The 22,093-nt window shown below is 47.8% G+C and carries 24 protein-coding genes and 1 riboswitch; of the genes, 10 read left to right on the forward strand and 14 right to left on the reverse strand.

Going from position 1 to position 22,093, the window contains the following annotated elements; translation table 11 throughout:
- Positions 1 to 128: 128 nt before the first annotated feature.
- Positions 129 to 1,001 (reverse strand): M91 family zinc metallopeptidase, encoded by an 873-nt coding sequence (locus ACJJIR_RS08170; protein ID WP_413662402.1) that lies wholly within the window; start codon positions 999 to 1,001, stop codon positions 129 to 131.
- Between the two features lie 677 nt (positions 1,002 to 1,678).
- Here ACJJIR_RS08170 and ACJJIR_RS08175 point away from each other — a divergent pair.
- The 4 genes from ACJJIR_RS08175 to ACJJIR_RS08190 all read left to right on the forward strand — a co-directional run bounded on the left by ACJJIR_RS08175 (position 1,679) and on the right by ACJJIR_RS08190 (position 5,891).
- The gene (locus tag ACJJIR_RS08175) at positions 1,679 to 2,332 is read left to right on the forward strand and encodes a hypothetical protein (protein ID WP_444907962.1); all 654 of its coding nucleotides are present in this window, start codon (positions 1,679 to 1,681) and stop codon (positions 2,330 to 2,332) included.
- A 270-nt stretch (positions 2,333 to 2,602) separates the two neighbouring features.
- Entirely contained in the window at positions 2,603 to 3,598 is a 996-nt protein-coding gene (locus tag ACJJIR_RS08180) for a zinc-dependent alcohol dehydrogenase family protein (protein WP_444897661.1), read from the forward strand.
- A 250-nt stretch (positions 3,599 to 3,848) separates the two neighbouring features.
- Positions 3,849 to 4,805 carry an antibiotic biosynthesis monooxygenase gene (locus ACJJIR_RS08185; RefSeq protein WP_444907963.1) on the forward strand — a complete coding sequence of 319 codons (957 nt, stop codon included), beginning with the start codon at positions 3,849 to 3,851 and terminating at the stop codon, positions 4,803 to 4,805.
- A gap of 138 nt (positions 4,806 to 4,943) precedes the next feature.
- Positions 4,944 to 5,891, forward strand: coding sequence for a DUF5996 family protein (locus ACJJIR_RS08190; protein ID WP_444907964.1), 948 nt, complete (start codon positions 4,944 to 4,946; stop codon positions 5,889 to 5,891).
- Between the two features lie 19 nt (positions 5,892 to 5,910).
- Here ACJJIR_RS08190 and ACJJIR_RS08195 read toward each other — a convergent pair whose 3' ends face one another.
- From ACJJIR_RS08195 to ACJJIR_RS08210, 4 genes are all read right to left on the reverse strand, one after another.
- Complete coding sequence (locus ACJJIR_RS08195) at positions 5,911 to 6,390, reverse strand: low molecular weight protein-tyrosine-phosphatase (RefSeq protein WP_444907965.1); 480 nt, start codon at positions 6,388 to 6,390, stop codon at positions 5,911 to 5,913.
- Positions 6,391 to 6,431: 41 nt separating this feature from the next.
- Positions 6,432 to 7,160: a hypothetical protein gene (locus ACJJIR_RS08200; protein WP_444907966.1), complete on the reverse strand. Its 729-nt coding sequence runs from the start codon at positions 7,158 to 7,160 to the stop codon at positions 6,432 to 6,434.
- A 24-nt stretch (positions 7,161 to 7,184) separates the two neighbouring features.
- Positions 7,185 to 7,853 (reverse strand): class I SAM-dependent methyltransferase, encoded by a 669-nt coding sequence (locus tag ACJJIR_RS08205; protein ID WP_444907967.1) that lies wholly within the window; start codon positions 7,851 to 7,853, stop codon positions 7,185 to 7,187.
- 212 nt (positions 7,854 to 8,065) lie between these two features.
- Positions 8,066 to 8,977: a LysR family transcriptional regulator gene (locus tag ACJJIR_RS08210; RefSeq protein ID WP_444907968.1), complete on the reverse strand. Its 912-nt coding sequence runs from the start codon at positions 8,975 to 8,977 to the stop codon at positions 8,066 to 8,068.
- Positions 8,978 to 9,083: 106 nt separating this feature from the next.
- On the opposite strand from ACJJIR_RS08210, the gene ACJJIR_RS08215 reads away from it, so the two are divergent.
- Entirely contained in the window at positions 9,084 to 9,383 is a 300-nt protein-coding gene (locus ACJJIR_RS08215) for a GFA family protein (RefSeq protein ID WP_444907969.1), read from the forward strand.
- Positions 9,384 to 9,450: 67 nt separating this feature from the next.
- On the opposite strand, the gene ACJJIR_RS08220 is transcribed toward ACJJIR_RS08215, so the two are convergent.
- From ACJJIR_RS08220 to ACJJIR_RS08245, 6 genes are all read right to left on the reverse strand, one after another.
- Positions 9,451 to 9,894 (reverse strand): YtoQ family protein, encoded by a 444-nt coding sequence (locus ACJJIR_RS08220; RefSeq protein ID WP_444893547.1) that lies wholly within the window; start codon positions 9,892 to 9,894, stop codon positions 9,451 to 9,453.
- 156 nt (positions 9,895 to 10,050) lie between these two features.
- Positions 10,051 to 10,518, reverse strand: coding sequence for a nuclear transport factor 2 family protein (locus ACJJIR_RS08225; protein WP_444907970.1), 468 nt, complete (start codon positions 10,516 to 10,518; stop codon positions 10,051 to 10,053).
- Between the two features lie 155 nt (positions 10,519 to 10,673).
- Complete coding sequence (locus tag ACJJIR_RS08230; RefSeq protein WP_444907971.1) at positions 10,674 to 11,555, reverse strand: phosphotransferase; 882 nt, start codon at positions 11,553 to 11,555, stop codon at positions 10,674 to 10,676.
- 12 nt (positions 11,556 to 11,567) lie between these two features.
- Complete coding sequence (pnuC, locus tag ACJJIR_RS08235; RefSeq protein ID WP_444907972.1) at positions 11,568 to 12,218, reverse strand: nicotinamide riboside transporter PnuC; 651 nt, start codon at positions 12,216 to 12,218, stop codon at positions 11,568 to 11,570.
- Entirely contained in the window at positions 12,211 to 12,474 is a 264-nt protein-coding gene (locus tag ACJJIR_RS08240; protein ID WP_444897651.1) for a hypothetical protein, read from the reverse strand. Before ACJJIR_RS08240 ends, pnuC begins: the two co-directional genes overlap by 8 nt.
- A 61-nt stretch (positions 12,475 to 12,535) precedes the next feature.
- Positions 12,536 to 14,668 (reverse strand): TonB-dependent receptor, encoded by a 2,133-nt coding sequence (locus tag ACJJIR_RS08245; RefSeq protein ID WP_444907973.1) that lies wholly within the window; start codon positions 14,666 to 14,668, stop codon positions 12,536 to 12,538.
- A gap of 55 nt (positions 14,669 to 14,723) precedes the next feature.
- A riboswitch (TPP riboswitch) is annotated at positions 14,724 to 14,839 on the reverse strand.
- 61 nt (positions 14,840 to 14,900) lie between these two features.
- Here ACJJIR_RS08245 and ACJJIR_RS08250 point away from each other — a divergent pair.
- Positions 14,901 to 15,737: an SDR family NAD(P)-dependent oxidoreductase gene (locus tag ACJJIR_RS08250; RefSeq protein ID WP_444907974.1), complete on the forward strand. Its 837-nt coding sequence runs from the start codon at positions 14,901 to 14,903 to the stop codon at positions 15,735 to 15,737.
- Between the two features lie 407 nt (positions 15,738 to 16,144).
- Here the strand turns inward: ACJJIR_RS08250 and trmA are convergent, their stop codons facing one another.
- Positions 16,145 to 17,233, reverse strand: coding sequence for a tRNA (uridine(54)-C5)-methyltransferase TrmA (gene trmA, locus ACJJIR_RS08255; protein WP_444907975.1), 1,089 nt, complete (start codon positions 17,231 to 17,233; stop codon positions 16,145 to 16,147).
- Positions 17,234 to 17,286: 53 nt separating this feature from the next.
- Here trmA and ACJJIR_RS08260 point away from each other — a divergent pair, with 53 nt between their 5' ends.
- Positions 17,287 to 17,691 carry a secondary thiamine-phosphate synthase enzyme YjbQ gene (locus ACJJIR_RS08260; RefSeq protein ID WP_444907976.1) on the forward strand — a complete coding sequence of 135 codons (405 nt, stop codon included), beginning with the start codon at positions 17,287 to 17,289 and terminating at the stop codon, positions 17,689 to 17,691.
- Positions 17,692 to 17,718: 27 nt separating this feature from the next.
- Here ACJJIR_RS08260 and ACJJIR_RS08265 read toward each other — a convergent pair whose 3' ends face one another.
- Together ACJJIR_RS08265 and ACJJIR_RS08270 are read right to left on the reverse strand one after the other, a co-directional pair.
- On the reverse strand, positions 17,719 to 18,744 hold the full coding sequence (locus tag ACJJIR_RS08265) for a Gfo/Idh/MocA family protein (protein ID WP_444907977.1): 1,026 nt from the start codon (positions 18,742 to 18,744) through the stop codon (positions 17,719 to 17,721).
- Between the two features lie 248 nt (positions 18,745 to 18,992).
- Positions 18,993 to 19,883, reverse strand: a complete 891-nt coding sequence (locus ACJJIR_RS08270) for a LysR family transcriptional regulator (RefSeq protein ID WP_444907978.1) — start codon at positions 19,881 to 19,883, stop codon at positions 18,993 to 18,995.
- Between the two features lie 91 nt (positions 19,884 to 19,974).
- Here ACJJIR_RS08270 and ACJJIR_RS08275 point away from each other — a divergent pair, with 91 nt between their 5' ends.
- From ACJJIR_RS08275 to ACJJIR_RS08285, 3 genes are read left to right on the forward strand one after another with little or no spacing between them, the layout of a single operon-like run.
- The gene (locus ACJJIR_RS08275; RefSeq protein ID WP_444907979.1) at positions 19,975 to 21,150 is read left to right on the forward strand and encodes an MFS transporter; all 1,176 of its coding nucleotides are present in this window, start codon (positions 19,975 to 19,977) and stop codon (positions 21,148 to 21,150) included.
- Between the two features lie 56 nt (positions 21,151 to 21,206).
- Positions 21,207 to 21,917 carry an aldo/keto reductase gene (locus ACJJIR_RS08280; RefSeq protein WP_444907980.1) on the forward strand — a complete coding sequence of 237 codons (711 nt, stop codon included), beginning with the start codon at positions 21,207 to 21,209 and terminating at the stop codon, positions 21,915 to 21,917.
- On the forward strand, positions 21,844 to 22,011 hold the full coding sequence (locus ACJJIR_RS08285) for an aldo-keto reductase family protein (protein WP_444907981.1): 168 nt from the start codon (positions 21,844 to 21,846) through the stop codon (positions 22,009 to 22,011). The genes ACJJIR_RS08280 and ACJJIR_RS08285 overlap by 74 nt, the downstream gene beginning before the upstream one ends.
- The last annotated feature ends 82 nt before the right edge of the window (positions 22,012 to 22,093 follow it).

Consider the following 22,093-nt stretch of genomic DNA (forward strand, 5'->3'; position numbering starts at 1 on the left):
CAAGAAACTTACTGCTAGCGATATCTTATAAGTTAATACCGCTAGCAGTAGGTACAGATCATATCTGTCAGTTTGCTTTGGTGGGACGGCCTCAGGTTTTGGTGCCGGTGAGGCGCATATGCACGAGATTAGTTCAGGTTTCTGATCTGGCCATACTTCATCCGCTGCGCTACGCCATGTTCAGCCCGAATCATATTTTCGTTAATGGCTAGCGGGTCAGTAGGTACATTACCGTCATCGTCACTGAGCCCGACAGTGGCGATCTCCTCACGCAATTCCATGGAGCCACCTACCCAAATCCAGCCGCTAGTTCTGGTTGAGATCAGGTTGTTGCGGTTCGGGATAGTTATATTGTTATAAACAATATTTAGACCGCCATTGGCAATGCGGGCCATGGTTAAGGGGGCATTTTGCTGGCGGAGCACTCTACCCATGGGTGCCTGGCGTTCATCCGCCAGGAAAGTGGAATTAGCACTGCCCGATAGGTATCGCCCACGATTACAGCGGTCAGCGTGAACCAATTCATGGGCCAGGGTGATATAGCTGGGGCAATTCCCCATTGCTACGGTGCCGTTGTTGGCCAGGTTGGCGGTTTGCAGGGCTGTATTGTTCCACATTACTACGCCGCTGGAGCCACTGCTCATCACTTTGGCCATAAAGCCTCTGTCTGGGCTTACTAGTGGGAGGTAGCTCTTAAAGCCGCTCCATACCTGATCCATCAGCCACTGGTCGGGACGAAATCCGAGAGCGTGGTGCTCAGTAATTCTGGTGTCGTGGCGGCTGGTAATTAGTCGGCGTAGCAGAGTGGTGCTGTTTGCCCTCAAACCAGCTGCAGTCAAAATACCAACTCCCTCTGTAATTCGCAGCACATGTCGCCCCCCGGTTCGGTATCGCTCCTGTGTATAGGTAAGCGCGGTACCGACACCGCCGACAAGAGTATTCAGGGCAGCCCTTACTTGTGTGATAAACGTGATATTACTGGAGTCAATGCAGAGTCCCATTGTTATTCTCCCGTCCTGCTCGCAATACGAATTATCGTGGCTGAGAAAAGCTGTGACTTTTTGAAGTTTCTTAAATGGAAATTAATACGTAAGCAGCATAAAGCTAAAGGTATTAATCGATATGATTTTGATAATAGTGTTCTGTACTTGCCTAGAATTTCTGAACTGAAAAGTTCTCTTTGGTCAGGTTGTATGTTTTGTAAGCGAGGCAGGATGAATTCCTGGAAAATTAAATTTTTTTTTGTAATTTTTTTGAAATACATCTTGTAACTATCTAAATGATTATTTTAGGGATGCCTCTACGACTCTACTCCCAACTGGTACGTTTTGCTATATATTTTATTTTCCATGATGATTATTTTAATAAATTTAAATAATTGCCTGTTGAGCAGTGTTGGAGAGCGCTATTTGGCAACTTACTACTGGGGTGGAAGGAAAGAATACACCGCACTCGAGACACGCTGTGAATACATCCCTGTAAGCTCCTAATCGGCATCCATGCCTCATAGGGTCCCAAGCGCGGTGTATTCTTTCCTTCTCCCTTTTTAGTATGTGCTTGTCTGCTTTTGGGTACTGCGAAATGCTAAGTTTGGCTTGCATTGTGTGTTTTCTTGGTTCTGCTTGGGCCTCAAGGGATGTAGCTGTGACGTATTAAGGAAAGTATTTGGGGGAGAGGTGTGGGATTAACCATTAAATTAGCGCTGGTGTTAGTTGTTGTTGCGGTTTTGATTCTGGTATATGCAACTGTTTCCTATAGAAAATATAAATGGATAGCGGTTGAGTATCCTGTTGATGTTACAAAAAAGTGGAGAAGTAAATTTAACTTCCGATCGCAATTAAGTGTGCCCTACGAGCTGGAGTTGCAGACAGAAAGGGTGCTTGATTTTCACGAGCAAAATTGTCGGTTGGGTATTCAATTTCTTGATAAGGAAAAGTGTAAAGATTATTCTGAAACGCTGGCTATCGATTGGGCAATTTTAGAGGAGGGGGTTGAGGTTGCAGTGGGTAAGAGCGGTGACAAGGCCTCAGGATTTTGGAGGTCAACAATGGGAAAAACACTGCATGTATTCGAAACAATAAAGGGCAGGAATTATACCATTCTAGCTTCTGTGATAGAGCCTGACCCTGCATTTGCTGTTGCGGACCCGGTGCTTAAGGCGGTAATTGATCGGGTAGAACACAAAAGTGCCGTTATTTACTTCGGCCTGCTTAATTTAACTTCTTTTCTGCTTATTGTTATCGCTGCTGCAATTTGCTTCATTGGACTTACTACTGGGGTGGAAGGAAAGAATACACCGCACTCGAGACACGCTGTGAATACATCCCTGTAAGCTCCTAATCGGCATCCATGCCTCATAGGGTCCCAAGTGCGGTGTATTCTTCCCTTCTCCCTTTTTAGTATCTTCAAGTGGCTGACTTGAAATTGCTAGCTTGAACCACACATAAGTAGATCCAAATGGCGATTTGTAAATGGGTTTGATTTATCAGGAGGAAGCTAAATGGCCCCACTGTTAATAAGCGTCAAACTCTAGTGTTCATGGTACATTTTGTACAGAGTGAAGGTCGTTGTTCATAATCAATCGGAAAAAGGATACGGCGATATGTTAAAGGCGGAATATCAAGAGCGCGGACCAGTGCCGCAGGATGTTATTGAGGCGGTGTCCTTTGATACCCCTGAACTTCAAGAGGGGCAGGTGTTGCTGGAGATGCTGGCAGCTCCAATTAACCCTTCAGATGTTCTGACCCTGACGGGCGATTATGGGATGTTGCCTCCTCTTCCTGCGGTTGGAGGCAATGAAGGTGTTGCCAAGGTCGTCAAACATGGACCTAATGTTACCGCGCCAGCCATTGGCCAAGTCGTTCTCCTGCCGGTAGGAAGCGGCACCTGGGCTACACATATGGTGGCCAATGCCCAGGGGCTGATTCCGCTCCCGAATAATGTAGACCCCCTACAGCTTTCCATGATAACGATTAATCCGCCAACAGCTTACTTGCTGTTGAGCGAATTTGTAGATCTCAAGGAGGGGGATTGGGTTATTCAGAATGCCGCAAATTCCGGTGTGGGGTCTTATCTGACAACCCTGGCCAAGTTGCGGGGCCTGAAAGTGATCAATGTTGTCCGCCGTGAGTCTTTGATTGAGCCGATGAAGGCCGCAGGCGCTGATGTGGTTCTCGTGGATGGTGAGCACCTGGGTAAGCGAGTGGCTGAGGCTACTGGTGGTGCTGAGATCAAGCTAGGCATTGATGCTGTTGGTGGAATGGCAACTGCTCGTATGGGCGAAGCTCTGTCAAATGGCGCAACCTTAGTGAATTATGGCGCGCTTAGTGGGGAACCCTGCGTTATCGCACCGGGGATGATCATCTTTAAAGATATCACCGTGCGCGGGTTCTGGCTGGCCAAATGGTTCGGCTCGGCATCCCCAGAGCGGCAACAGGAAGTTTTTGGCACTATCACAAAGCTTGTAGCGGAAGGTAAGTTATCTGCACCAGTTCATGGCACATACCCTCTGTCTGAAATTAAAGAAGCGGTACGAATAGCTGCGGCAGGCGGGCGTGACGGCAAAGTACTGGTTGTTAGTGAAAGCCTGACTAGCTGATTGCTCGCGCATTTATTTTTCTAGCGGAAGTGTCACCCAAATAGGCGACACTTCTGCAGATCGCTTCGTCATTCGTACGGAGCGTTACTTCCCAAATGCTACCCTTGATGTCAGTCCTGACATTTCGTCTAAGTTTGTTTGTTGCGATAGTTTTCAGCAAAAGCATTCGTTCGCAAAAATGAACACAAATACATTCTGCTTGAATAATACTTTGATCTCTAGTTCATCCGCCGGAGGCTGCTACCAGATAATGGAAGAGGGTTCCAGTGCTTGTCTTGTATTGTCTCAAGAGGTGCCAAAGTACCTGGGGGATGAGTATCGATCATGGCATCAGAAACTGGTGGATGTTGCGCTAGATTGTGATGGGCTGCTCGAGGTGAATTTGTTAGAGCCCGTTTCTAATATCCAAAATGAGTGGGTTCAAATATTTCAATTTGATACGGTTGCTCACCTTGAAACGTTTCTTGGAAATAACTTACTTAAAGACCTAATTGCTTTTTTAGAGAAGAAATTCTCGGTTGAAGTAGTATCTCAAGTTATCGCTGGTGCAGATCAACTAACAGTGCCCGTAACGATTGTGATATCCAAAAAAGTGAAGCCGGAATTTTTTCGCGAATATATGCAGTGGCAGAAAGAGATTGATAAAGCACTTAAAAAATATCCAGGCTTCTTGGGCGCTGGTCTAACTAAGCCAATAAAGGGTATTCAAGAGGAATGGGTTGCAATATTTCGATTTGACTCCAACAAGCATTTAGACAACTGGCTTAATTCTGATGAACATAAGCGATTGGTAAAACGTGGTGAAGGATTTTTTGAAGATGTAAAAATAAAGCGGATAGGGCATGGCTTTGAGGATTGGTTTTCTCGGGCTCGTGGCCGAGCTCAAGACACTGCGCCCTCGCAGTGGAAAATGGCCATGCTCATTTTATTGATGTTATATCCGATAGTTATGGTTGTTACGATGTGGTTGTTACCTTTGGTAGAGAGTTGGCCCTTTGCGACGACTAACTTCTTTATCAACTTATTAATTGTTACGTCGCTTACTTGGGTGGCGATGCCGCTGATAACTAGAGCTTTTAATACTTGGTTGTCTGACAAGTCAGGAAAGCTAACAAAAATCAACACTATCGGAACCCTTATCATTATTGTTCTCTATGGGGTCTCGATAATGCTTGTTGCTTGGCTGTCGAGCCTGAATTTAAAGTAGTCTTTCATGATGATCAAAAGAGAGCTGTTTATCTGTTTTTAGTTTTTTTCGGACGGGGTATTTTTAGTGGTCTAAGCTTGGCGGTTAACAGAAGGCACTAGGTATCGAGCGAGTCAAAGAATAGATGGAGCACGTATAGTGAGCAACTTAAAGAATCGGTCTGAGAGTAAAGACTGGCCAGAGTTACCCTACGCTGAGTCGGTAAATACGATTGCCACCCTGCATATGTGGATGCAAGTTATTGGCAAGATTCGCCTGGTACAAACCCCTTGGATCAATCACTCCTGGCATGTTCCTTTATATATTACCGCCAGAGGGCTGGAGACATCCCTTATCCCTTATGGAGGGCGGTCGTTTTCTATTGGCTTTGATTTCTATCATCACGTACTGAAGCTGTTGACCACTGAGGGGGGAGAATGGGTATTACCCTTGGAGTCCCGCACAGTTTCTGATTTCTACTGGGAAGTGATGGCTGCACTCAAGCAGCTAGGTATACCGGTTGAGATTAACACTATGCCATCCGAAGTGGCGGATGCGATACCCTTTGAGAGGGATCAGGATAACTACGAGTATGATCCGGATTATGCTAGACAGCTTTGGCAGGCGTTGGTGCAAATTCATCGGGTTTTCACTGAGTTTCGCAGTCGTTTTATTGGCAAGTGCAGTCCAATTCATTTTTTTTGGGGAAGTTTTGATTTAGCACTTACCCGTTTTTCTGGCAGGGAGGCGCCTCCGCACCCTGGAGGCGTTCCACATTTTCCCGATTGGGTGGCCAGGGAAGCCTACTCCCATGAGGTTAGCAGTGCCGGTTTTTGGCCTGGTGGTGGTGGTGTAGATGGCGCTTGCTTCTATTCGTATACTTACCCAGAGCCCCAAGGGTTTCCCGAAGCAAGGGTGGCGCCGGCCTCAGCTTACTATTCCAAAGATTTGGGTGAGTTCTTGCTGCCCTATGATGCGGTGAGAGCTTCACGCTCCCCTGATGAGGCGCTGTTTGATTTTTTGCAGAGTACTTATGAAGCCGCAGCCGATAAGGGAATGTGGGATAGGTCTGCCTTGGAGGAAAGTTTCCCCCCACAAGCCCGGTAGAATTTGTGGGGGGCTTTGCTTATTCTCTGCTTTTAAGCTGCTCGATAAATGCATCAGATGCTTGTTCTATAAGCTGGAGAATATGTTGAAACCCTTCAATACCACCATAGTAAGGATCGGGTACTTCAGCGAAATCACTATCTTGCAACACTGATAAAAATAACCCTAGTTGAGCGTCTGATGAGTCAGGCTGCAAGGATTGCAGTGCTTCCAGGTTATCTTTGTCCATCGCAAAGATATGATCATATTTTGTAAAGTCGGTGGTGGCTACCTGGCGAGCGTAGCTATTTTCAAATGAATAGCCATTTTCTTCACCAATAGCCAAAGTTCGCGGATCTGGTCGCTTACCCGCGTGGTAGCTGATAATGCCCGCAGAGTCGACGGAAACAGGAATACCCGCCTGCTGTGCCTTGGTGCGGAAAACGGCTTCGGCTAAGGGGGAACGACAAATATTACCGAGGCAGACAAATAATATCGAGAGATCTGAATTGGCTGTCAAAATAGCTCCAAGATATTTCGGGTACATTAAAGAGGGGTATTTTAATCAAAATATCGAATGTTTACACGCTGGCTATCAGGGGCAATAGAGAGCACAGCTTCAGTCTCAAGATAAAAGGGCTGATTTTCATTTGAAAAATAGTTGGGGTTAAGCTGCTTTTGTGTGAAAGAGACTGTATTTTCTGTAGCCCAGTAAGCTTGCTCTGGTCCCCAGTTTTCAGGCTTTAGCTCGTATAGCAAGTCCAAAGTATTTTCAGATAGCTTGTAAACTTGTAAGGCATTTTCATTAAAACCGGCATCCAGGTCTTGTTCGGCAACAAAAAGATATCCGCCTTGCGGAGACAGTAAAGGGTAGCCGGCAAGAGAATATTCATTGCTGTTTCTCAAGTCGAGCAAAATATAGGAGTGTGCTTCCCAGAGCTGTTGATGTATCAATAGCAGGTAATCAGTTATTTGATCAATTGCAGAGTAGGCTATATGTTCTGCGGGATTATTAGCGGGAAGGACATCTGTGTAGGTCAGTGATTTCCCGCTATTCAGGGTTATAGTCAGGTGCCCTGGTTGCGTCCGCTGGATATGGTTGACCTGATCACTCAATCCACTTTCGATTGACCGTGCACAGTTTAGAGAATTGTAAATATCAAGGCATTCAAATTTATCTTCAAATACACTGAAATGCAGGCCCAGGCAATAATTGGGAACTACCGCTAAAGCTAACAAGGTAATGAATATCAGTGGACTTCTCAGCCCCAACTTAAACGAGAATTTCATCCTCATAAGTACCCTTGAGATATTCTAGCCAGTGATTTTGTGCCGCGCACTGAATAGTGCTACACACCCGCGAACTTCTATTTTGTACTCTTTAAATCGACTGGCAAGGAATGTATCGAGGTCCTCTTCACAATCCTGAGTATTAGAAAATATCCCTTTCTTATTGTAGATAGCCATTAATTTCTTGGCAGCTCCACTTTTCGGTACTCCTTCAGACAGGATGGTGGAACCAAATACAGTGCCTGATTCCGATAGCAGGGTTGCGACATTGTCTAGCGCAACCAATTTTTCTGACAGCTTGCCGGGGAGGCAGTGAAATAGGTAATTTAAGGAAATTGAATCAAAAACCTCAGTCTCTAAAGTGATTTTATCCAGGACATTGCAGCGGAACTGTGCTGGATTATACCGGGCCACTCTTTGCGCTGATATATCCAGGCTGTTTTGATTCAGGTCCATCAGGGCGAGGCGGACTTTGTCGGAGGGGAAATGGCACCTGTCCATAAAGTAGCCCGTTCCAACACCTACATCCAAGTGGTTGGAGGATATATTTCGATTGAAGTGCTCTAATATTCCAGGAGTTGGGCACTTCCAAATAAAGCGGTTTGATATGCCCAAAACCCACATATCATAAAGCCAAAGTACGGGTTTGGAATAGACAGCTTGGCCTTGTTCGACCTCTTTAGTGATTGTCACTTCAATCTCCAGTGTATGACTGTTGTGCGGCTTTACCAATTAAGGAGAGGGGATGTATCCACAGTGTGCTTCGAGAGTAGTGCTTTCACTCTCTTAGGCCCCAGTAGTAAGTCGCTTATTATTGTTCTATGGTACCACCTAATGTGGTGCTAAACAGCTGAGTGTTTCACAGAGGATCTCTAATCGCTGCAGAGCTCTTTAGTGGCACATTCTCACTCATCAAACAGGCTAAAGTCATACTCCTGCAAGCGCTCTTGTGCAAAGTTCAAAAACACGTCAATTTTCTTTGAATCTTTTCGCTTTACTTTATAGATAGCGCCTACAGTTTTATCTTTTCGCTCCAAGTCAGGGAGTACCTCTACCAGTCGCCCCTTTTTGATATCCCGTTGGCAAAAATAGGAGGGAAGCTTGGCAATGCCATTCCCGTTTAATGCGGCTGCTCGGGTATGGAAAGTTTTGTTGGATATTAAATTTCCATTGAATTGATAGAACTTCCCATCAATTGACCAGCCATCTTCCAGGCCGTCAAGGCGGGTTAGCATGATGTTGTGTTGGCTGAGCTCGGTAATGGATTTGGGGCAGCCGTGTTCTTCCAGATAGGTCGGCGCGGCAATAAAAATAGGGCGGATACTAAATAGGGGCTGGGCGTAAAACTGGCAATCGGGCAGGGTTTCCCAGACGCGAAAAGCAATATCGATATCGTCCTCGATTAAATCTAGGTGATAGGGGCTGAAGATAAGCTCCAAGCTGAAATCGGGGAATGCTTTCTGAAAATCATTGCAGATATGACTGAATACTTTTAGGCCGAGGGTTTCCGGAAAAGTGATTTTTAATTTTCCTCGGGTGAGCGTTGCCGCCTCTGCAATCTGGTCTTCCAGCTCGGTGAATGAGCTGATTATTTTTTGCCCTTTCTGGTAGGCAATCCTTCCGGCGTCTGTGACAGCGATTGCCCGGGTGGTGCGATTGAGTAACACCTGACCAAGGGCCTGTTCAAGTTGGGCGAGAGTCTTGCTTACGGTGGGCGTAGACAGGCCCAAGTGCTTGGCAGCTTTGCTTAAGGAGCCGTGATCAACAACACTGCAAAAAACGTTGATCAAGTGGTATTTGTCGTACTCTCTGCGCATAGACTGTTTCCTTAAAGCTAAAAGATCTTTTCAATATATCCCCTTTGTTAAATTAAAGTAAATAGTAAACTCCTTCTCCATACTAATCGACCAGGGAGATAAGGCTATGAATCCGTTAACTTGTCATTGTGGAGCGATTCATTTCAACAAGCTTATAGATGCCCTGTTTGTACCAGCGGGCCAAAGCGGGCACGCTGATACTGAAGTCGCTATCCATATCAGCGATCCTGAAAAGTCACTGCGCAAATATCACTTTAAAGAGGGGGCTTTACGGGAGAAGGCATTCTGCAAGCACTGCGGTGCGGAAATCTATGCGATCAATCGTAGCGGCGAGGTAGTGCACAACCCATCATCAGAGGCAGCCTCTCGGCCGAACTATGCCGGTGTCCTTAATTACGGCTTTTAGCTAGCGACACCTACTGATTGTGCAGTTTTGTCAGTAGATGCCTGCCGGCTTGCTATCCAGAGGCTCCTTAGGCCTGAGTGGTTAAGTACTTCAGGATATCGACAACCTGTGCGGGGGTCTGTGCCCAGGCCTGGGCGGCACCGTCCACTTCCTTGAGTGCGTGCACCAAGGATTCATCGTGAAGTGTGATATAGGACTTGCCTAAGGCTGCACAAAAGCCGGCATCAAATGCGGCGTTCCACTGTTTGTATTTCTCGCCAAATCGAATCACTGCTAAATCACAGTTTTCAATCAGGTGCTTGATTCGGATTGCGTTAACTTTGGCAGATTTGTGATCCCGCCAGAAAGCGTTCTGCTCCTCACCCAGGCCATCACCAGCGGCATCGCTGGCATCGTGGTTGGTGACTGCGGAAGAGAAGGAGATATCCAGCCCTTCTTTTTGGCAACCTTCGATAATTTGCGCACGCCAATCGGAGTGGATTTCGCCGGAGAGGTAAACTTTAAGCTTCATTGAGTGGCCCTTTAGAACTGGAGACTAATATGCAATTTAGAGTCACATACTAGCACTTGGAAGCTTTGAAATCCGGTAGTTGTTCCAGTTGGGAGGGACCTGAGAGAGATCAAATGGACACAGGCCCTGTGCGGGCAGGGCCTGTAAGGCATTTTATTAGAGGACTTGCTGCTCAAACTGGACGTCTTTGGGGAATTTCTCTGCGGGCAGGCGGGTTGAGTGCAATTGGGCTACTAGCCACTTGCCATCGATTTTCTTAACAATGGCGCTTTCCAACCACACCGCTTCTTTATTGCCATCCTCGGATTTAAAAATGGACTTGGTCCAGTAGTTGATGGTCAGCAGGTTCTCACGCTCTTCAAAATTGATAATGCTGAAGTAGTTGATTCTTTCCAGCTTTGAGGGCTTGGGTTTCATTACGGCGATAAGGTCTTCAATATCCCAGACTTCACCGTGCTCAAGGAGTATAAAATCGTCGCTGACACCGTCTCGCATAGCCTGGTGGTCCAGGTTTGAAAGCGCAGCAAACAGCCCGTCTATCGTTTTAAAACCTTCGGGTTTCTCTACCGCTTGTGCGTTGATAGCGATAAAGGTAAGTAGTATTGCAAAAAATGATCTGATCACAGGAGTACCTCTGTGGTTATTTTAGGGGTGTGAAAAAAGGGGGGGTATTTTAGCCGAGTCGGGCCCTAGTTGAATTACTTCGAAAGCAACTTGGATTGCGCCGTAGTGACTGAAAGTCGCTTCTTGGGGATTGGGCCTATTCTAGCAGGGATTACTCAGCTGAGGCTGTGAGCCGATAGGCCTTTCAATAACTGTTGGGCTTTTTTCCCGATATATCTCCCTTGCCCCGGGGACCTTTGGGTTTGGTTACTCCATTGTACCCCGTGCCAGAGAATACAAAGGTAACCGTAGATCAGCTGCCATAACCCCAAGCGCTGATTGTCTTCAGGTGACACAGTGCGATTAAGATAGCACTCCAGCAAACTATTTTGCTCTCGCTGATTCAAGTTGTGTTCCTCTACCAAAACAGCGAGGTCATAGAATTTATCCCCCATTGCTGCGTACTCCCAGTCGATAGCGTATAGCTTGTCAGAGGGAGCCCAGATCAGGTTGCCAACCGTTAGATCGTTGTGACACAGGCAAAATTCGTCGCCCATCCGATAAGCTGCGTCAATTAATTGCGGAAGTTTCTCTTGCAGTGTGTCGAGCAAGTGGAAATAACTGGCTCGTTTGTCGATAAACTGCCTGTAACTAGAGATTTTCTCACCGATGTTTAATTGGGCATCAATTGCAGGGGAGCCGTGTATACGGCGCAGCAGATCGGCAAGTTTTTCCAAACTGTGGGCGACATTTTTATCCCAGGGAGTGCCTTCAATATAGCGGGTCAGCAAATATCGGTAATGCGGGTCACAGTAAACCAAAGGGGCACAACTATCGGAATATGTGGCAGCTTGTAGCGCCTGCTGTTCAGCAGCCCTGTCGAGATTGAGTTGATCACTGATGCTGGAGTTTATCCGAAGCACCATCCGCTGATCGGCGGACTCAACCAGAAAGGCGTTATTGGTTAGCCCCCCAGCCAGGGCCCTGACCACCGTGGGCCGGGCCTTGCTCCAATGATGCCAATCGTTGGGGGTGATGTTGCTCAAGTCCTGGCTCATATCAGTTGGTCACTATGCCGCTGCCATTGTTTGAGGAGTGCTTGCGGTTTGTAGTTTCTCTTTTCGGAAAATGGCTAACCACTGGAAATAGCCAATCACAACCAGCACCAGGTACAGCATAAACAATACGGCAGTAAGATAGAGTTCTCTGTCCAGGTAGAGATAGATTGAAGCTCCGTCTACGACAATCCAGTAAAGCCAGTTCTCCAGTACCTTCCGGGTGACCATATAGGTGGTGACGATTGCCCCCAGAGTCGTGAATGAATCCAGGTAGGGGAGGGCGGCACTGGTGTTGCGATCCAGTAGGTAGCCGATCAGTAACGTCAGTATCAGGGTAGCGCCAATAACTATTGAGTGGGTTTTTCCGCTCCAGCGATGGATCTTTAAATCGTCCTGCTGGTTGCGGTGATTTCGCCATTGCCACCAGCCATAAACTGCCATCAGCAGATAGAAAACCTGTAGTGCAGACTCCATTAACAGGCTGACATCCCAAAACAGAAAAAGATAGATCGCCGTACTGACAAAGGCGGCATACCAGCAGCTGATTTTCTCTCCCATGGCCAGAAGTAAATAAGCCAGAGCCAGTATTACAGCGGCTACTTCCCAGAGGGACATGGCCGCAATCGAAGCGCTGATTGCGGTGATGATATCCTGGTCAAACATGCGCTTCTCCCGGGGCCAGGTCGCCGTCGATAAACTTGCATACAAAAATGGCGCGGCCAAACTGTTCGTAGGATTTTCGCATTTCCAACTTGAGCATATCCATCAGCAGATCGTAATCGCCAAACACCTGAGTACTCATTGTATTGGTGATTACCTTGAGTTCTGGGTGGCTGTTTAACTGTGCGATAAACGCTTGAATAGCCGGGATGTATTCGTCCTTTAACGGATACATACTGATTTCGACAGAGAGCTGCATAATTTCCCTCTTGATAGAGAGTTCTGGAGCAGCGAAACGCTGCCCCAAAGTCACTGAGTGATTAGAAGGTGTAGGTGCCTGTTACCCCGGCAATCCGTGGCTCACCATACTGATAGTAGGGCTCGGGTGCGTAGCCATTGGCCGGGTTGTTGCCATACTGGTTACTGAAGTAAAACCCGCGCACATAGTAATCTTCGTCAGTGAGGTTTCTTCCCCACAGGGCAACATCCCAGTTATCTCCCTGGTAGGTCAGGCGAGCATTGACCAGTTCGTAGGCTGTGGATTTTTCGTCGTGGCTGTTTGAGAAGTAGAACTCGTCTTTACCCTCAAGCTCCAATCGTAAGATCAGGTTTGGAAGCAGATCGATTTCTGTACCGGTAAAGAACTGGTAGTTGGGGGCGTGAGCGATATCACGGCCATCCAGATCAACCGCAGCCAACACTGTTCCTGCGTAGTCATCGCGGGCATCGACGTGGGAACTGCTTTTGTAGTCTTTAAATTCCGCATTCAGCCAGCCAGCAGAGGCGAAAAAGCGCAGGGCGTCGGTAGCCTGATAGTTCAGTTCCACCTCAAGACCAGTAGTGCTTCCGCCGGCTGCATTGGCAAGGTAGTCACTAAATGAGTAGTCGGCAGGGTTAAAGATAGAAACCTTGGCCTGAACGTCATCTCGATCCTGGTAGAAAGCCGCAACCTGAGCTTGCAAACGATTCTCCAGCCAGCTGCCTTTAATACCTAATTCATAGTTGAGCAGTTGTTCGGTATCGAACTCGAACATGTCACTGTTGATCTCAGTGTTGCTTGTTGATTCTGAGATGATTCTGCCGTTTACCCCGCCGGCTTTATAGCCCCGGGAAACCGTAGCGTAGAGCAGGGTGTTGTCGGTGTAATGGTATTGCAGGGAGATATTGCCGCCCCACAGGTTTTCTCCATTATCTGCATCGATGTTATAGGAATCTGAGTAATCGGCCTCGCGTCTTTCCAGTCTCAGACCGGTGATCAAGTTGATCGCAGGGGTGATTTCCGTAGAGAGCTGGCCGTAGATGGCAGAGTTTTCAGTATCAAAAGTGCTGCGGAAGCTCTGGTTGCGATTCAGGTCCTCGCGCTCCGTGCGGCCATAAAGGCCCATAACCCAGTGACTGCGATCCCAGAATAACTTGGACTCTTCGGTAGAGAGTGCGCGAAGGTCAATGCTGATATTGTCTTTATCGCGCTGGTAATTATCCGTGGAGCTGTATTCCCAGGGATGAAAGCCGACATAGCTCCAATCCTCATCGTAGCCATATTCTGTATCTGAATCGGCGAGGCTGAGGGTGCCTTCTAGGGTAAAGTTCTCGTTACCAGACCATTGAGTAGTCAATGCGCCGGCAAAGGTTTCCTGGCGATCCCAGCCGGGCTGGTCAGATTGGGTTTCGCGAGTGTTATAGAGAGAGAAAGCATCGTAGCCGTTATCAACGTCGATATAGAAGAGGGTAACGCCCAGCTTTAAATCGTCGGACGGGGAGTAGGCCAGCTTACCGCGCAGTACAGACTCATCAATATTGCTGGTGTCATCTCGGTTGAGATACACATTCTCGGTATAGCCGTCGGATTTGCGTTTGCTGGCAGCCAGTCGATAGCCAAGAGCATCGCTCAAAGAACCACTGGTAGTCGCGGACAGGCTCTGTCCATTGTACTCACTCAGCTCGGAGGACACCTTGGTGGTTGACTCACTGGTGGGCGCTGCACTGGTCATGTTGATCAGGCCGGCCAGGGCATTAGCGCCGTACACCGTGCCCTGTGGGCCCCGCAGGATTTCCACTTGATCGATATCCAGGGTGCTGGCTGCGAGCCCCAGGCCAGTAAAGTCGATACCGTCGATGATCAGGCCAACTGAGGGGTTTACTGGATCGATAAACTGGCTGCGCTCACCAATGCCGCGAATCTGTACAAATCGTCCCCTGGAGGCGCCGGAGGAAAAATTCACATTGGGCGCCATGTTCAAAAGCTGGTCCAGGTTGGCTGCGCCCCGCGCATCGATCGCGCTTTCATCCAGCACGGTAACACTGGAAGGAAGCTCCAAAAGGTTGGTTTCCCGTAGCTGTGCCGTAACCACCACTTCCTCAAGCCCGGTTTCTGCGGTGGCGATACCGGCGAACAAGCTGCTGGCAAGGCTGACAGACCAGGCAATAGGGTGGGTGGGAAACTGTTTTTTCATGGTTCTCTCTCGAATAACGGCAGTGAAAGAGACCCGGAGTGCGACGTGGGGAGGTTTTGCTTTGTCTACCTATTCCTACGCCGGTATTAACCGGATCAGGTTCAAGGGTTTGTCGCGACAGACCAATTTGATCCCCGGACATCTCAGGCAAGGCCACCCCTTAGGTTTTGCGGGCGCGATGATAGCAGAAACTGGGGTATAAAGTGGTAAAAGCAAGGAAGGGAAAGCGCTTATGGATCAGGTATCTTACTTCAGTGGCAAGACGGCACTGATTACCGGTGGTGCTTCTGGAATCGGTGCGGCCTTGGCCTGTCGACTGGCAGCACTTGGGGCTCAAGCCATTATCGCGGATATCCAGCAGGACCTCGCTACGCAGGTTGTCAGCCAAATACAGGAGTCCGGTGGGAGAGCATCGTTTGTTCACTTGGATGTTCGTAACTTTGATCAATTTTTTCAGGTCATTAGTGAAATATCTCCGTTAGATTTCCTTTTTAACAATGCTGGTATAGGGGTGGGTGGATATTTTTCCGATCATAATCTTGAAGATTGGAAAGCGGCGATTGATATCAATTTGTTTGGCGTTTTTCATGGGCTCCAATGTGGTTTTCAGGTCATGAAGCGCCAGGGCTTTGGCCATATTATCAATACTGCCTCGATGGCGGCTTTAGTTCCGTCGCCAGCAATGGCTGCCTACTCAGCCTCCAAGAGTGCTGTGGTAGCAATATCAAAGGCTATTCGCCCTGAGGCTGAGTCCTGTGGTGTTCGAGTGAGTGTTTTGTGTCCCGGGGCAGTATCAACGCCGATTTTGCAGGGAGGTGGCGTCAATGGGCGGATGCCAACTCCCATTCCTCTTCAACAGCAAGCAGAGATATTCGAGCCTCTGGGGCCAATATCTGCTGATGCTTTTGCAGAAAAGGCTTTGTTTCAAATAGCAAAGAACAAAGAAATCATTGTTGTGCCAGCAAAACTTAAGTTGCTGTGGTGGCTGGAAAGATTATTTCCTTCTTTGTTGTGTCGCCTTTCCTTTAAGCAGATGGAAAAAATACTTCAGCCTTTGGGACTAAAATAATTGTATCTTTGGAAGGGTGGAGTAAATTGGAAAATGATAATTTCCTGTGACCACTGTGGTGAAGTTTGGGCGTTTTCTGCTAAGACCCTGTCGAACATTCAAGGAATAGCACGGGATTTTCCTGAGGGGCGCATTACTGCAAGCTTAGTAAAGGCGCTGAGAAGGGAACTTAAGCTGCCCATGCTCTACAGTAAAAATTTTGCTGATCATTTGACGATGAGAGAGGGATGCTGTTTTTACTGTCAGGAGCCCCTGGGCATAGAAGAGGCGTTTATAAAACACTGTCGGGGCTGTGGTGCCTTGAATTTGGATCGCAGATTCGCTTAATGGAGAGCAGCTAATTTAGAAGCACCCGGCGTGCCAAATTATCAGCATGCCGGGGTGGTGTAGGGGAATAACGGAAGCGATTACTTCTTCACCAACAATAACCCTGTTTCAGTATGGTCGGTATAAGGGAACTGATCGAAGAGCGCGAAGCGCTCAATGCGATGGGTTTTGGTCAGCGACTCCAGGTTTTCCAATTGGGTTTCCGGATTGCAGGAGATATACAGGATTCTCGGGAAGCGGGCGACCATCGCACAGGTGTCTTCATCCAAGCCCGCTCGGGGGGGATCAACCAGGACGGTGGAGAAGTCGTAGCTATCCAGATCTATATCCTTAAGGCGGCGAAAGGGGCGTACCTTATCGATGGCCTGGGTAAACTCTTCACTGGATAGACGTACGATATCCAGATTGGTGATCTGGTTGTTGGCGATATTCTCCTGGGCCGAATTTACCGATACCTTGGAGATTTCAGTGGCCAGGACCTTGCGGAATTTCTCGCTGAGCGGGATGGTGAAATTGCCATTGCCACAGTAGAGCTCCAGCAGATCGCTATCACTGTCTCCGCAGGCACTTCTCGCCCACTGGATCATGGAACGACAGATCGCTCCATTGGGTTGGGTAAAGCTGCCTTCCACCTGTTTGTACTGGTAAGTTTTCCCATCGATATCCAGTTTTTCGGTAACGAAGTCACGCTCCAAAACCACTTTTTGCTTGCGCGAGCGCCCCAAAATCGGGAATCCCAGCTGTGCCTGGAGTGCTTTGGCTTCCTGCTCCCAGGTCTCATCCAGTTTCTTGTGGTAGATCAGCGTAATCAGCGCATCACCATTCAGCGTGGTAAGAAACTCGGCGGAGAACAGGCGTTTGCGTAGGGCTTCGCTATTATTGACAGCAGCCAGCACCTTCGGCATCAACTGGTTCATCAGCTCAGAGCCGACGGTAAATTCATCGATGATAAAGGGCTTCTTGTACTCTCCCTGGCGGTACATGGCGTAATTGGCTACACCTCCCTCATGCCACACCTTGAATTCGGCGCGCAGGCGGTAGTGAATGGGCGGGGAGGGGAAGAGTTCCGGCTCCAGGTCAGTGAACTTGCTGTAAGCCTCTTGCAGGCGCTCGGCCTTGTTTTGAAGCTGTTGTGGGTAGTCGTCAGTATTAACGCGGTACAGTGCCATATTACAATGCGGTGTCAGTACAAAAAGCGGGCGCGAATTATATAGGAAACCGTATGGCAATAGGTGAGATAAAAATTCCGGTTCATGGGCAGGGGCTTCACGAGTTTACCGGCAGTGTAGTTGATTGGGTCAGTGAACAGGCCCTCGATGAAGGCTTGTGTACACTTTTTATACAGCACACCTCTGCAAGCTTACTGATCCAGGAGAATGCCGACCCCAGTGCGCGCCGTGACCTTGAGAATTGGCTCAATCGACTGGTGCCGGAAAATGACTCGCTTTATACCCATACCCTTGAAGGACCAGATGATATGCCGGCTCATATCAAATGCAGCCTTACCGCGACCAGCTTATCGATTCCAGTGCAAAAGGGGCGCCTGATGCTGGGTACCTGGCAGGGGATCTATCTTTGGGAGCACCGCCATCATCATGGGGCTCGGCACGTTATCCTGCATATCTGATTCAATACCGCGCGTTGGTGGCGATAGCTAGACGGCTACGCCAACTGCTTGGCAGTACTGGTCGATCAATGACTGGGTTGCGCGGGCTCTTTCTATAGCCTTGGTACGCTCAACTTGATTATCTGGGGTTGTTAAGTGGCAGAAGTCTTCGATCATCTGTACCGCCTGCGATCGCTCTATTGGCACTTGCTGGTGCTCGAACTCGTCTGGGGATGCCTCCCCCCGGCGAATCACAAATTCTGGCGTATATTCAGGGTTGTAAAAGACTGCGCTGTCTCTCCAGTCGAGCACAAAGTTATCCAGTTGGATCAGGCCGTTTTCACCCAGAATATCCAGGTCCATTTGCCAAACGCCTGAGTCATAGCCGAAGTCAAAAGTTGAAGTCTGTCCGCTGGCAAATTCAATCAGGCCCGCACCGCTAATAATGGTCCCTGTTTGCGAGTCCCGCTTTATCGCTCCTGAAATTGTCTTTATTGCTCCTGTAGGGCGCATATATTCGACGATTGCACGCATGTTGTACCAGCCGATATCCCCGATTGCGCCAGTGGGTTCTTTTTGTGAATTGAAGCGAATATTGTCGCGGTCCATCATTGGGATAAAAAAGGCGCTGTGAACTCTATTAACTTGGCCCAGATAATTTTTTTGCCGCTGAATAATCTTGGCAGTGCGGGGGTGATGGGTGAAATGTGTGGCATCCATAAATGCCAACCCTTCAGACTGAGCCCGAGCGGCAATTTTGGCGACCGAGGCAGTATTGAGAAAAGGTTTCTCACAGAGAAGATGCTTATGGTTGGCCAGTGCCACGAGGCAGATTTCCTCGCGGCTGGTGGTGGGGCTAGCCACGTAAATGGCATCCGAATCTTCCGCCTCTACCAGTGACCTCCAATCCGGGTAGACATTGGGAATCCCGTGTTCGCGGGCGAACTCTTTGGCTGCTGTATGCCGCCTGCTGGCGACGGAGGAAAGACTGGCGTTGCCAGCCTGGCTGATGGCTCGGGCGGTAAAGCCAGCAATATAGCCTGTGCCAACAACTCCGAAACGTATGCTCGCCATTTAAGGATGCCTTGAGGTAGATTGAGGGATGGTAGGGATCAGTTTAGTAGAGAATAGAATAAGCAAAAATTGTTCAGCTGGTTTTGTGTTTGGTTCTAAAATTTGGCCTTGCTTTTAAGGGTAATTTTTTTCAGTGCTTTATAAAATAAAGTGAAGCAGGCTGATTTTTCAGGATATTTGAAAGTGCATGATTAGGTCTTTTTGCCGTTGAGGTTTGAATGTATTGGTGTTGTATTTTCATTGACTTCCTATGCAAGCGTTAAGCGCGGTTCAATAAAGTCTAAAAAAGCACGAATACGAGAAGAGAGGGCTGTGTTGCGATAGAAAACGGCGTTGACGAGTTCGCGCTGGTTCTGCTTGGATACACTCCCCGGTAGTATTTCTAATAGTTTTTTTGCTTTTAAATCCTTCTTGATCATGAAGTGCGATAATAATGCCAGGCCTTCCCCTTGCAGGCACATTTGGCGAATTAGCTCTCCGTTGCTGCTACTGATATTCGGTTTTACATCAACCCCTTTCCCGATAGGCCAACTATTAAGATGTGTGGATTGAGTAAAGCCGATGATCCTGTGGTTGGTTAATTCATTAATATGGTTAGGGGAGCCGTAGCGCTCTAGATATTGCCGGCTGGCAACAATGGATAAAGGGCTTCGCCCTAAAAAACGCGCATGCAAGTTGGAGTCTTTTAAGGGGCCAATTCGAATCGCAACGTCGGTTCGACGCTCAATGAGATCAATAATGCTCTCATTGCTGACAAGCTCTAATTCTATGTGTGGATAGGCTTGTTGAAATTCAGGTAGTAGTGGCACTAATTGGTGAATCATAAACGGCGTCACTGCATCCACCCGTAGCCGCCCTGACGGCTGTTCCTTCAGTTCTTTCAAAGTGTCTTCCGCTTGACTCAAACATTGCAGCCCTTGTCTCACCCTGTCGCTGAAGAGGCGCCCCTCCTCCGTTAGCTCCAGTTTGCGTGTGGTCCTATTTAGCAGGGTGCAGTCTAGTTCTGACTCCAGGCGGCTCAAGGCCCTGGATACCCGTGCAACCTGAATATCCAGTGCGCGCGCGGCTGCGGACAAGCTGCCAGAGTCAATAGTTGCCAGGAAAATTTCTAGGTCTTCGGTACGTGAGATTATTGCCATATTTGCAAAGGTGATTTGATAATGTTGCGGTTTTTAATAAAATTATCAGCCCGCATACTCCGGCGCAACCTTATTGCTCCGGGAGAAGAGTATGCCTATTGCATTGTTGGCACTCACGCTGAGTGCCTTTGCGATCGGGACCACCGAATTTGTGATAGTAGGATTGGTGCCCATCATCGCTCAAGATTTGAGTGTTTCATTGCCGTCAGCTGGATTGCTGGTCAGCTTGTACGCTGTTGGAGTCGCCGTGGGCGCGCCGGTGTTAACGGCCTTAACCGGCCGTTGGCCGCGGAAGCATGTGCTATTGGCACTGATGTCGCTGTTCGTGCTTGGGAATCTTTTGGCATGGATGGCGCCCAGTTATAGTTCGCTGATTACGGCGCGTATTTTGACGGGTCTCGCTCATGGTGTTTTCTTTTCAATTGGCTCGACTATCGCTACAGGGTTGGTTAGTAAAGACAAAGAAGCTAGTGCCATCGCCGTTATGTTTACCGGGCTGACGGTTGCACTTGTGACCGGTGTACCTTTGGGTACATGGATTGGCCAGCATTTTGGCTGGCAAGCAACCTTCATTACGGTAGCGGGTTTGGGGGTGCTTGCATTAATTGGCAGTGCGCTGTTGGTGCCCAATAATCTCAAACAGTCGCCGCCAGCACGGTTATCTCAGCAGCTCAGTGTGTTAACCCAACCAAGATTACTTTTAGTGTACGCAATGACTGCCGTTGGCTATGGGGGTACTTTTACCGTATTTACATTTTTAGCTCCAATCTTAGAGCAGGTTTCTGGTTTTAAGACTGGTGCTATCGGATTAATAATGCTGGTATATGGCATTTCGGTAGCAGTTGGTAATATTTGGGGTGGCAAACTTGCAGATAACTTAGGGCCTATTCGGGCGCTATCCATTATATTTTCCGCACTCGCTTTTATCTTGTTTATTTTTACGTTCACCGCAGCCAATCCCATCACGTCAGTATTGACAATTCTAGTTTGGGGCGCGTTTGCGTTTGGCAATGTCCCAGGGCTGCAAGTTTATGTTGTGCAGCTCGCCAAAAAATATACGCCACATGCAGTGGATGTAGCATCAGGGCTCAATATTGCAGCTTTTAATATTGGCATTGCATTAGGTTCAATCTTGGGCGGCTTCATTATTGAGGATATGTCACTCATGGATACGTCTTGGGTCGGAGGCTTAATCGTAATTTTGGCACTGATGCTTACCCGATTATCTGGGTCATTGGATAAACATAGTTATTTAAAAATGGCGTAAGCCAATTTATTAAATGTGAAAGACAATCTGTTAAATATCATTGAGAGAGAAGTACTATGAGTGAATTACCAAGTTTGGGAATGGGCACCTTCCGCTTAGAAGGTGATGTCGCAATCGAATCAGTTAAACAGGCACTTGAAGCGGGATACCGCCATATTGATACCGCACAAATCTATGGCAATGAGTCTGAGGTTGGAATCGCCATTGAGCAAAGTGAAGTACCCCGCGAAGAACTATTTATCACTACAAAAGTATGGCTGGATAATTTAACGCAAGACGCATTCATAAGCAGCGTAGAAGATAGCCTTAACAAAATAAGTGTTGAATCGGTCGATCTATTGTTAATTCACTGGCCAGAAAAAGATGGAAGGGTCTCCATGGAAACCTATCTTAAGTTATTAGCCCAGTGTCAACAAAAAGGGCTTACCAAGCATATCGGTGTCTCAAACTTCACAATCAAACAGCTAGACGACGCCATTGATATTTTGGGTGAGGGCAAAATTTACACCAATCAAATTGAAGTGCACCCGTACTTGCAAAATACTGCGGTTATTGAACATTGCAAGAAGAGAGGTATTACCGTAACGGGTTATATGCCGTTAGCGGTGGGAAAAGTTATGTCTGATGATGTGCTATTAAAAATTGCAGAGCGCTACAACGCAAGCCCTTGCTTCAATTGCCATTGCGTGGCAATTGAAGCAAGGGCTTGTAACTATACCTTCCTCAACAAAACGCAAGAACCTGGATGCAAACTTGGAAGCACTTAAAATCACTTTAACAGATGAAGATATGGGGGAAATTAGTGCGTTAGAGGCTAATGATCGTATCGCCAAGCCGGAGTTTGCTCCTAACTGGGATTAAACAAAACATAGCTGGGGTCAAAATATTGATGCGTATATTAGAGGTAATGGTTTCATGTACTAGTTTGTGAAGTGATTGCTAT

It is taken from the genome of Microbulbifer maximicatervae (SeqCode), assembly GCF_052467385.1.

What these genes read in the sequence shown, in the direction of transcription:
- ACJJIR_RS08170 (WP_413662402.1), bottom strand. Translation starts at nt 1,001, where the DNA reads ATGGGACTCTGCATTGACTCCAGTAATATCACGTTTATCACACAAGTA.
- ACJJIR_RS08180 (WP_444897661.1), top strand. Translation starts at nt 2,603, where the DNA reads ATGTTAAAGGCGGAATATCAAGAGCGCGGACCAGTGCCGCAGGATGTT.
- ACJJIR_RS08185 (WP_444907963.1), top strand. Translation starts at nt 3,849, where the DNA reads ATGGAAGAGGGTTCCAGTGCTTGTCTTGTATTGTCTCAAGAGGTGCCA.
- ACJJIR_RS08200 (WP_444907966.1), bottom strand. Translation starts at nt 7,160, where the DNA reads ATGAAATTCTCGTTTAAGTTGGGGCTGAGAAGTCCACTGATATTCATT.
- ACJJIR_RS08210 (WP_444907968.1), bottom strand. Translation starts at nt 8,977, where the DNA reads ATGCGCAGAGAGTACGACAAATACCACTTGATCAACGTTTTTTGCAGT.
- ACJJIR_RS08215 (WP_444907969.1), top strand. Translation starts at nt 9,084, where the DNA reads ATGAATCCGTTAACTTGTCATTGTGGAGCGATTCATTTCAACAAGCTT.
- ACJJIR_RS08220 (WP_444893547.1), bottom strand. Translation starts at nt 9,894, where the DNA reads ATGAAGCTTAAAGTTTACCTCTCCGGCGAAATCCACTCCGATTGGCGT.
- ACJJIR_RS08230 (WP_444907971.1), bottom strand. Translation starts at nt 11,555, where the DNA reads ATGAGCCAGGACTTGAGCAACATCACCCCCAACGATTGGCATCATTGG.
- pnuC (WP_444907972.1), bottom strand. Translation starts at nt 12,218, where the DNA reads ATGTTTGACCAGGATATCATCACCGCAATCAGCGCTTCGATTGCGGCC.
- ACJJIR_RS08240 (WP_444897651.1), bottom strand. Translation starts at nt 12,474, where the DNA reads ATGCAGCTCTCTGTCGAAATCAGTATGTATCCGTTAAAGGACGAATAC.
- ACJJIR_RS08245 (WP_444907973.1), bottom strand. Translation starts at nt 14,668, where the DNA reads ATGAAAAAACAGTTTCCCACCCACCCTATTGCCTGGTCTGTCAGCCTT.
- ACJJIR_RS08250 (WP_444907974.1), top strand. Translation starts at nt 14,901, where the DNA reads ATGGATCAGGTATCTTACTTCAGTGGCAAGACGGCACTGATTACCGGT.
- trmA (WP_444907975.1), bottom strand. Translation starts at nt 17,233, where the DNA reads ATGGCACTGTACCGCGTTAATACTGACGACTACCCACAACAGCTTCAA.
- ACJJIR_RS08260 (WP_444907976.1), top strand. Translation starts at nt 17,287, where the DNA reads ATGGCAATAGGTGAGATAAAAATTCCGGTTCATGGGCAGGGGCTTCAC.
- ACJJIR_RS08265 (WP_444907977.1), bottom strand. Translation starts at nt 18,744, where the DNA reads ATGGCGAGCATACGTTTCGGAGTTGTTGGCACAGGCTATATTGCTGGC.
- ACJJIR_RS08270 (WP_444907978.1), bottom strand. Translation starts at nt 19,883, where the DNA reads ATGGCAATAATCTCACGTACCGAAGACCTAGAAATTTTCCTGGCAACT.
- ACJJIR_RS08275 (WP_444907979.1), top strand. Translation starts at nt 19,975, where the DNA reads ATGCCTATTGCATTGTTGGCACTCACGCTGAGTGCCTTTGCGATCGGG.
- ACJJIR_RS08280 (WP_444907980.1), top strand. Translation starts at nt 21,207, where the DNA reads ATGAGTGAATTACCAAGTTTGGGAATGGGCACCTTCCGCTTAGAAGGT.